The organism is Mesorhizobium yinganensis, assembly GCF_040081985.1.
GTDB lineage: Bacteria > Pseudomonadota > Alphaproteobacteria > Rhizobiales > Rhizobiaceae > Kumtagia > Kumtagia yinganensis.
This window is the reverse complement of record NZ_JBEBMH010000031.1, coordinates 14,133-22,383: the sequence shown is the minus strand read 5'-3', so window position 1 is coordinate 22,383 and position 8,251 is coordinate 14,133. Positions and strand designations below refer to the sequence as shown.

The window sequence follows — 8,251 nt, the reverse complement described above, 5'->3', positions numbered from 1 at the left end:
GTCAGATCTCAGTCCCATCCGAACCCATGCCCGAACCGGCTCCGGCGACCGCGCTTGACAGGATGTCGGACACTGTCCCGGCTTCCTCGACCGTCGCCGACAGGCTGGTGCGGCGGCTGACGATCTGATCGAAGGCGGTCGCGACCCAAGTGTTGTACGCGACATCCACCGGCTCCAGCACGTTGAACTTCAGGTCCACCTCGGCCCGGATGGGCGTCAGGTCGGGTGCGAACTTTTGCTCGGTAATGGTCAGCCCGGTCATCACCACCGGGAAGGCCCGCCGCGGTCCAAGCACCAGCAGCATCTCGTCCGGCCGCACCGTTCGTGCGGCCGAACCGTCACCGCCCTGCTTGCGCCGCTCCTGTATCTTGCCCAGCGAGGCGCTTTCCAGGAACGCAAGTTCCGGCAGGATGCCGTCCTTCGCCTCGCCGTTCAGGATCATCTCTGTCGCGTCGAAGGTCACCTTCAGCGAGATCGTCTCGGATTCTGCCAGGAGATTGGCCGATCCGCTGCCCGAGGCGGCGCGCTGCTCCTGCGCGGTCGCGACCTTTTCATTGCGCTTGGTACGGGTCTCCCAACGGCCGGTCCGCGACCGGGTGATGGTGGATGGGTTGTACTGGAAGACCAGCGCCGCCGTAGGCAGACCGCCTGTGTCGGCCGTCGCGCCCTGCGCCTCGGCGACGGCGTTCACCCGGATCAGCTTGCCGCGCTCCAGCCTGGGCAACTGCGGGCTGGGGGCCGAGGTGGTGGCGCGCACGGGCATGGTCAGCCTCCCTCGGGCAGGTCTTTGCGGTCGCGATCAGCCAGCGAGGCGGCGATCGCCTGGTTGTTCATGTCGATCAAGTGGACGAGAAGCTCGTTCATGAAATCCTGCAGCCGTGCGGGATCGGACGGCGCGCGCCGCAGCTTCCACTGCAGCTCGTATTCCAGATCGCGCCGAGACATTCCGATCTGGACGACCGCCATCGTCACCTCCATCCGTCCGTCAGGGCGCCCCCGGTCAACTGGGCCGAGATCAGCTCCAGGTATCGCCAGCGCCGATTGCGGGGCAGGGCGAGGATCTCGGCCTCGGACCAGCCGTAGTGGAACGCCAGAGAATGCACCTCGGCCAGTAGCCTGTGCGCGCCCATCTGCAGTTCGCGCGCCAAAAGCTCGAGCGGGTCGATCTCGATCGGTATCGGCAGGTGGCACTCCGGGCAGCCGACCGCGAAGCCCAGCGCGGGGCCGGGGTCGGCTTCGGCCAGCGCAAGCGCGGCGCGCTGCCGGTCGGCTGGCCCCAGCGCCGCCCAGTCGCCCTCGGTCACCAGCGTGGGCCAGATCTCTTCGGCCTCGGGATCGTCGGCGCCGATCACCGGACGCAGGCGCACCGTCCCGCCCGGGAGGACGACTTCAACCGTTTCGGGGAGCGGCTCGGGCGGTGCCGGCGGCACAAGCTCCGACAGGGTAAGGTCGATGTCTGCCTCAGCCCTGCAGGCCGGGTTCAAGCAGCGTGTCGTCAACTGGATCCGTTCGCCGAAGAGCGTCGCTCGTAACTCCAGGAATAGACGGTCGCGATCCGAACGCGACAGTGCGGCAGCCAGGTCCGGCGTAACCGTGTCATAGCCCCCCAGTCCGGCCAGCGTGCCGGTTAGCACCCGGTCTTTCTGCGGCCCGCTCACCGGACGGCCCGCAAGCGAAGCGATCGCCTCCTCGGCGCGCCCGTCCACGGGCGCCAGCCGCGCATGCCGGTGGCGCGCGCCGGCGGCATCGGTGAGCCCCCTATCCAGCAGAATGTGCCTCTCGTTCGAAAACATTATTCACTCCCGAAGGCAAAGACGCGCGGGCACCGGGTCTCGGCCCGGCCCCTCCAAAATCCAGGATCGGGCCTACTCGGCCGCCGCCTCTTCCTCGTCCGCGCCACCGCCGGCCTGAACCGGCAGTCGGTCGAAGCCCTCGTGGGTCACTTCCAGCGTCTCAATAATTGTATCGTTGCCGTCTCCGGCCAGGTCCGAGATGGCGGTGTATTTGGTGACCCAGGCCTTGTAGAGGATGTACTTCAGCGCCGGCGTGCCATCGACGTCGCGCACCTCGATCGTCACGTCGCGACGAAAGCCCGGATCGGCCGGCCGCGTGGTGCGCGTCTCGTTGGTGATCAGCATGTTCGCCCATTCCTCGAAGGCGAGGTCGTTGGTTTTTCCGGATTCCAGCGTCACCGCCTGGTACTCGACCCGGCCCGGTGACCGCTCGACATTGGTGTGCATGGAATTGCCTGCACGGAACTCGACGACGTTGACCGTGGCGTCGAGCCCAGACATCTTCCGGCAGGCGGCAACCTCGGTGTTGCCGAACTTCACCACGAAGTTGAAGTTCCGGTAGGGATCGCGGCGATTGCCCTCGAAGCGGATGCCGATCGGCATGGCGAATTCCTTTCAGACGTTGCAGTCCGCCTCAGGCGAACATGGGTGAATCCGGCCCAGGCTCCTGGTAGAGGTCGGTTGCTCCGGGTTCGGTAAGAATGCTGTTGCTGGACGATCCGCCGCCGTCGAGCGAAAGGCCGTGCCAGCCTTCGTGGGTGAGTTCGACCGACATCAGCGCGATTTCGTTGGCCATCGCGTCCAGCCCCGGCATCGCCTCGAAGCGGCTGATCCAGGCATTGTGGATGACGAAACGGAAGAGCGGCTGGGCAGGGAGAACCTCGCCTGGGCCAGCGTCCGTCCCGCCTTCGGGCGGTTCTGTCTTGTACGGATCCCAGACGTCTAGGACGACGTTGCGCTTGACCGGAACACCCGGCGGCGGCGCGCCTATCGTCGCATAGCTGACCGCCGCCTCGGCCCACGTCGACAAAGTAGTGTCTCGCGCCAATCCCTGCTGGAGCGTGATGGCCTCCCAGCTACACTTGTCGGGCTGGGCGTAGCGATGCCGGTTGTTTCCGCCGGACCAGACCTCGGTCGCGGAGATGGCCACGCTCAGGCCCGAGACCGACTTCACTCCGGCAATGTAGTCAGATGCCGGACCTGCATCCGCAGCCCCCGCAGAAGTCGGCAGAAGCTTCAGCCGGAACTGGAAGTTGCGCAATGGGTCGTGGGGGCGGGCGGTGACCATGGGATCAGCTCACCAGCGATTTCTGCGACAGTTCGACCACGACGAACTCCGCAGGCTTTAGCGGCGCGAATGACACCCGTGCGGTCACCACGCCCTGGTCAATCAGCTCCTGCGGGTTGGTCTCGCGATCGCATTGCACCAAGAAGGCCTCGCCCGGCGTCCCGCCCTGGAACGCGCCCTGCTGGAACAGGCCCAGCATGAAGCCGTTGATCGAGATGCGTATCTGCTCCCAAAGCTCCTCGTCGTTCGGCTCGAAGACCGCCCAGACCAGGCCGCGTTTCAGCGAGCGCTTGAGGAAGAGCGCCATGCGTCGGACCGAGGTGTAGCGCCACTCGGGGTCTGGGGCGAGCGTGCGGGCTCCCCATACGATAGTGCCGGCACCAGGCAATTGCCGCAGGCAGTTCACGCCGACCGGATTCAGAAGGTCCTGGTCGGCATCGATCAGCCGGGCCTGCAGCCCAATCGCACCCGAGACCTGCGCTTCGATCCCGGCTCCAGCTTTCCAGACGCCGCGCGCCACGTCGGTCCGGGCGTAGATTCCCGCAATATGGCCCGAGGGCGGCATGAACCGCGTCGGGTTCCGGCCGACGCCGACCGGGTCGCGCACCTGCACCCAGGGGTAGAACATCGCGGCGTTGTTTGACCGCGAGGGCATCCCCTCGGCATATTGCCGCACATCGTCGGCGCCGATCTCGAAATCGCGCGCCAGCGAGCCGGGTCCATCGACGATCAGAAACACGTCGTTGCGATCGGACCAGGCCATGGCGGCGGAAGTGAAGGCGGGATCGGTGCGGCCGGGTAGCGCCAGCATCGCGATCGGCCCGCCGTCAAAGGCCAAAAGCCCGGTCCGCCGGCCCGTGGGGGTGACAGTGCCTGCATACTGCGCGGCCGTCACCGGGCCGGTGCCGTCGGTGCCGCCGACCAGGCGCAGCGGGTCATCGTCGCTCTCCTCTGGCCTGAGCACCGGGGCAGAAGGACTATTCTCGGTTCGGCCGCGTGCCTTGGGCGAAGGAAAGATCGGGCCCGAGACGCGGGGAACGCCCGGCAGGAAGGCCTCGCTCACCGAGATTTCGACGGCGCCGTGATCGTCGACAATCGCGCCTGGCGCGCCGCCTGACGTCGCCTCGTCACGCCACATGGCGGCGCCGTTGACCAGGATCTCGACCGTCGTGCCGGCACTTGCAGGCCCGGCACTGACCGTCAGGTACTCGGTGGCATCCTCGACATTCAGCGCTGGCAGGTTCTCGGCCCCATTCGCGCCAAGGATAGCGGCGGCCAGTTCGGCGGGCGACAGTTGCGCGCCCGCGGCCATGTTCACCTGCACCTCGTTCTGCACGGCGCCGGTCGTGACACGCACGGTGATCAACCGCGCAGCGCCCGCGGCATCAAACTGGTCCTGGCCGGCCAGCAGCCGGATGACCCGGTAGGCGCGGGTCGCCACCGCGGGTTCGACCGCGACGGTCGTCAGCCCGGTTGGAGTCGGGCCGTTGGCGTTGGCGGCAAGCGCGAAGATCGCGCTCGGCGCGGTCGTCGCGGTCACGGCGAGCGTGTGGTCGGCCATGTCGATCTGGACGATCCTCAGCCCCGCGCCGGTGGCGACAGCCTCGTAGGGCGTGCCACCCAGCGCCGCGTTAATCGCATCGGCGACCTCGGCGGCGGTCACGGCGGTCGCGTCCGCCACGCCATCGACACCCTGGGCCGGGCTCGGATTGCCAAGCGCCGCCGCAGCCGCGCCGGTCACCGAAAGCGATGACCCCGCGCCAACGGTCGCGCTGCTGATCGTCAGGACGCCTCCAGTGAGCGAACTCGAAACGCCGGCGAACTCCCTGTCGACAACCGCCCTCAGCTCCTGCCGCGTCGAATCCGGGCCGGCCGCGTCGCCCGCGACCAGCGTGTAACTGAGCGCCACGCCATCGACTGTGATGTCGAGCTGCGTCCCGGCGCCCACGCCCACGAAGGGGCCGGCGCCCAAGCCGACCGACGCGGCCGAGGGCATTTGGAACGTCAACGCGACGGCGACGCCGTCAATCGTCAGCGTGAGCCCAGCGGCGCCGCTCACGTCAAAGGGCCCCGCCGCCGAATCCAGCGCTGCGGGCTCGACCGGCCCCAGCACGCGGAACCGTGCGCCAAGGGCCGGGATCAGCAGCCGCGCCATCTCGTCGGCACTGAGCGCCGCATCGGTATCGGGAAAGACCAGGCGCCCGGTCGCATCGGCAGCCCCCGACAGTTCGTCCCGCCAACGGAAGTCGAGCGTCGCGCGCTCCACCACGTTGAACGTGCCTGAAGGCGCTGCCAGGTCGAGCCGCGCCGCCGCCTCGGGCAGCGGCGGAACCGTGCGGACCGGGAGGTCCAGTTCGGCCTGCAGCAGGTCGTCTGCCTCGAGAAAGCGTGAGCGGTCGTTGATCACCCGGACGGCGTAGTCCTCGTGTTCGGGGTCCATGCGCAGGGCATCGAAGGTCTCGACCGTACGGCTCCGCCCGGCCTCGACCCAGTCGACGCGGACGCCGAAGGTCGCCTCGGTGAAAACTGTCGAGCGGGTGATATAGATCCGCACGCTGTCGGCCCAGACGCCTTCGCCGCGCGCCCGGAGACGGAGGACATTCCGGTCCAATCCCCACACGTCGGCGCCGCGAGCCGGAATTGGCGCCGACTGGCCGCTGGTCGCCGTGGCCGGCAGCACTCGAATCACGACTGCGCGCTTGCCGCCTGCCTCGAAGAATGAGGACACGGCATGGGCGAGATATCCCGCCTCGCCCCGCAGGTGATTGCCGAACTCACGCTGGAACGCACCGAAGTTGTTGACGAAGGTCGGGCGGTTGGGGATACCCCGCGCTGCCTCGCCGATGAAGCCGGTGGTCGACGTACCGACCCCCTCGATCGGGCGCACGCCGCCCGAGACTTCGTCGATGTAGACCCCAGGTGTCAGTCGGGCATTCATGGCAGCAACTCCTTGAGCTCGGTGTGATCAGGCCTCTTCGGTCTCCGTATCCGGAGCGCGCGGCGGATACGGCGGCGCGGTGATGATTTCTGGATAGACGCCCGGCGTCCTGGCACGCGGCGGCAGCGCAGGCGGGGGCGGTTCCTCTCCCTCGGCTGCGGCACGCTGCGCGGCTAGCGTCCTGGCCATGTCGCGCAGTTGCACGTCGGTAGACTCCACGATCGGCGCGGTGGTCGAGGGCAGGCGATCGTCGAGGAAGGCCGAGACCCGGTACTCGGCCGACAACCGGAACATCCGGTTCATCAGGTCGTCGCTCCGCCGCCACTGGCGCTGGGCGAAGAATAGCGACCGCTTGTAGACGACCGACCGCGCTCGACCGAAGCGACGGGGCAGCGGCCGGTCCAGCACCAGCCGGTCACCCTCGACCGCTATTACGACCGCGTTGAACGTCTCGGTCGCCTCTCGCGCGTCATAGCTCGATGCGATGCCGATCGGATCGCCGACGGCCCAACGCGCGGCCGTGGCCCCGGTCAGCGCCAGCCGGGGATCGACCGGCCCTAGCGGACGGCCAAGGAGCTCGGCGCGCAGGATGCGGATCTCACGGTCGTTTCCGGCCCGCCCGAACGTGAGCGGCATGTCCTCGTCGCCAAGGGGAACGCCCTCGATGCGGGCGGCCGGAGGGGCGGCATCGTCCAGCGGCAGGGCGACGCCGTCGGCATAGGCCGAGATGCGCCCCGACGGCGCCTCAAGCACCGCGTGTATCGAAACTCCAGCCGCAAGCTGCGCCGGGGCCATCAGGAAATCCCGGGGCGCAAAATTGCCCGTCGTGTGGGCCGCGCGGATCTGCAGGACCGTCTCATCCCGGCCCGCCCGGCTTCGTGTCATCAGTGTCAGCGACAACGCCTCCCCCGCATCGGTTGCCAGAGAGGCTACGCGTACAGTCTCGCCGTTTTGCGGCGCGCCGTCGGTCTGAAGTTCGACTGTCAGCGCGTAGCCCGATGGCGCGGGATGATCTGGCCGGTCCGGCGGGGGCAGGGCAGGTGCGTCCCAGACACTCATCGTCGCTGTTGCGTTCGCGCCCAGCACCAGCCGACCGCCGACCAGCGCGGCACCATTGGCGAGATCCGGCGCGCGGCCCGAGATCCGATCCTCGAACCCAGCCGCCGCGTCCATTATCGCCAGCGTCCACGTCTCCGCGGGCCAGACTCCGGTGGCCAGTCGCAAGTCGACCGCGCCGCGCGCCAAATCGTCGCGCAGCATGCCTGGACATGTCAGCAGCAGTCCTCGCGTCGGGGTCAACATCGCCCAGCGTTCCAGCATCTCCGCCAGGTGCTGCTGTGTCCCGGCCCAAAGGTCCAGACGCAGGTCAACCGCGACGGCTGTCGGCTGGCTGACGCGGTGCCGTGCGATGCGCGACGGCACCGTCAGCACGCTGTCGCCGCGCAACCCAAGGGAGGCCGACAGATCCTGGGGCCCGGTGCGCACGGCGGCGGACGAAGGCGCGGTGCCAGCGAGCCGTTCGGCCTGGCCAATGACGGCCCTCCGGCCTGAAATCAGAAGGAACCTTTGGCGCCCCGATTCCCAGCGCAGTGCGGCGCGTGCCAGGTCTACCAAGCGATCGGGATCGGTTACCTGTTGGCCATTCACCCGGGCGTCTCCGGCGGCGACGCGAGCTGCGATGGCGGCGGTCACGACCCGGGCGACGCGACGGGCGACAGGATCGGCGAAGCTGGCCCCGGCATCGACGCCGAAGTTTACCGGAACTGTTATTTCCGCGTCCCCATCCAGCGTCAGGTGGAGCTGCCCGCCATTCGGCACCTGTCGCGCTGCCATACCACCGACTCCGGCCAGGTAGCCCGGCGTCTGTGCGAAGATGAAGGCGTTGTTGGGAAGGTCACGATCGGGTTCGACTTCCAGGTTCAGCGGACCCACGACGGACACGTACGGGAGCCCGCTTGGCCGGTAGTTCGCATCGGCGAGTCCATGCCCAGCAAACGTCGGAGCATGGGCCAGTCGAATGGCTACTCGACAACGCCAGATCGTGGCATTCAAGACGTCTGCCAGCATCGCGGCGGCCTTCACTGGGCGCATCACAAATTAAGGAGGGAACCCCGCCGATCTGAAGTCAAAGCATGCCCACGAAGGACAGGCTCGAACTAGGCGCGATCCTTAGTTACCCAACGTCAACAATCTTGGGGACAGGTTCGCAAACTTGTCAAGTGCATCTTCCAT

7 protein-coding genes are annotated in these 8,251 nt (G+C 67.8%); all 7 read right to left on the bottom strand.

The features are described from left to right. Window position 1: 1 nt before the first annotated feature. Complete coding sequence (locus tag ABMA59_RS31110; RefSeq protein WP_349009264.1) at window positions 2-763, bottom strand: CIS tube protein; 762 nt, start codon at window positions 761-763, stop codon at window positions 2-4. 2 nt (window positions 764-765) lie between these two features. Further along, a complete protein-coding gene (locus tag ABMA59_RS31105; RefSeq protein WP_349009263.1) occupies window positions 766-966 on the bottom strand; it encodes a hypothetical protein in 201 nt (66 codons plus the stop codon). A 2-nt stretch (window positions 967-968) separates the two neighbouring features. Further along, window positions 969-1,793: a hypothetical protein gene (locus ABMA59_RS31100; protein ID WP_349009262.1), complete on the bottom strand. Its 825-nt coding sequence runs from the start codon at window positions 1,791-1,793 to the stop codon at window positions 969-971. Between the two features lie 72 nt (window positions 1,794-1,865). Continuing rightward, complete coding sequence (locus ABMA59_RS31095; RefSeq protein ID WP_349009261.1) at window positions 1,866-2,396, bottom strand: phage tail protein; 531 nt, start codon at window positions 2,394-2,396, stop codon at window positions 1,866-1,868. A 31-nt stretch (window positions 2,397-2,427) separates the two neighbouring features. Beyond that, complete coding sequence (locus tag ABMA59_RS31090; RefSeq protein WP_349009260.1) at window positions 2,428-3,081, bottom strand: phage tail protein; 654 nt, start codon at window positions 3,079-3,081, stop codon at window positions 2,428-2,430. A gap of 4 nt (window positions 3,082-3,085) precedes the next feature. Then, a complete protein-coding gene (locus ABMA59_RS31085; protein WP_349009259.1) occupies window positions 3,086-6,019 on the bottom strand; it encodes a phage tail sheath subtilisin-like domain-containing protein in 2,934 nt (977 codons plus the stop codon). A gap of 27 nt (window positions 6,020-6,046) precedes the next feature. Continuing rightward, window positions 6,047-8,086, bottom strand: coding sequence for a hypothetical protein (locus ABMA59_RS31080; protein WP_349009258.1), 2,040 nt, complete (start codon window positions 8,084-8,086; stop codon window positions 6,047-6,049). Window positions 8,087-8,251 lie beyond the last annotated feature (165 nt).

Coding starts and splice junctions, on each gene's coding strand:
- ABMA59_RS31110 (WP_349009264.1), bottom strand. CDS start 763: ATGCCCGTGCGCGCCACCACCTCGGCCCCCAGCCCGCAGTTGCCCAGG.
- ABMA59_RS31105 (WP_349009263.1), bottom strand. CDS start 966: ATGGCGGTCGTCCAGATCGGAATGTCTCGGCGCGATCTGGAATACGAG.
- ABMA59_RS31100 (WP_349009262.1), bottom strand. CDS start 1,793: ATGTTTTCGAACGAGAGGCACATTCTGCTGGATAGGGGGCTCACCGAT.
- ABMA59_RS31095 (WP_349009261.1), bottom strand. CDS start 2,396: ATGCCGATCGGCATCCGCTTCGAGGGCAATCGCCGCGATCCCTACCGG.
- ABMA59_RS31090 (WP_349009260.1), bottom strand. CDS start 3,081: ATGGTCACCGCCCGCCCCCACGACCCATTGCGCAACTTCCAGTTCCGG.
- ABMA59_RS31085 (WP_349009259.1), bottom strand. CDS start 6,019: ATGAATGCCCGACTGACACCTGGGGTCTACATCGACGAAGTCTCGGGC.
- ABMA59_RS31080 (WP_349009258.1), bottom strand. CDS start 8,086: ATGCTGGCAGACGTCTTGAATGCCACGATCTGGCGTTGTCGAGTAGCC.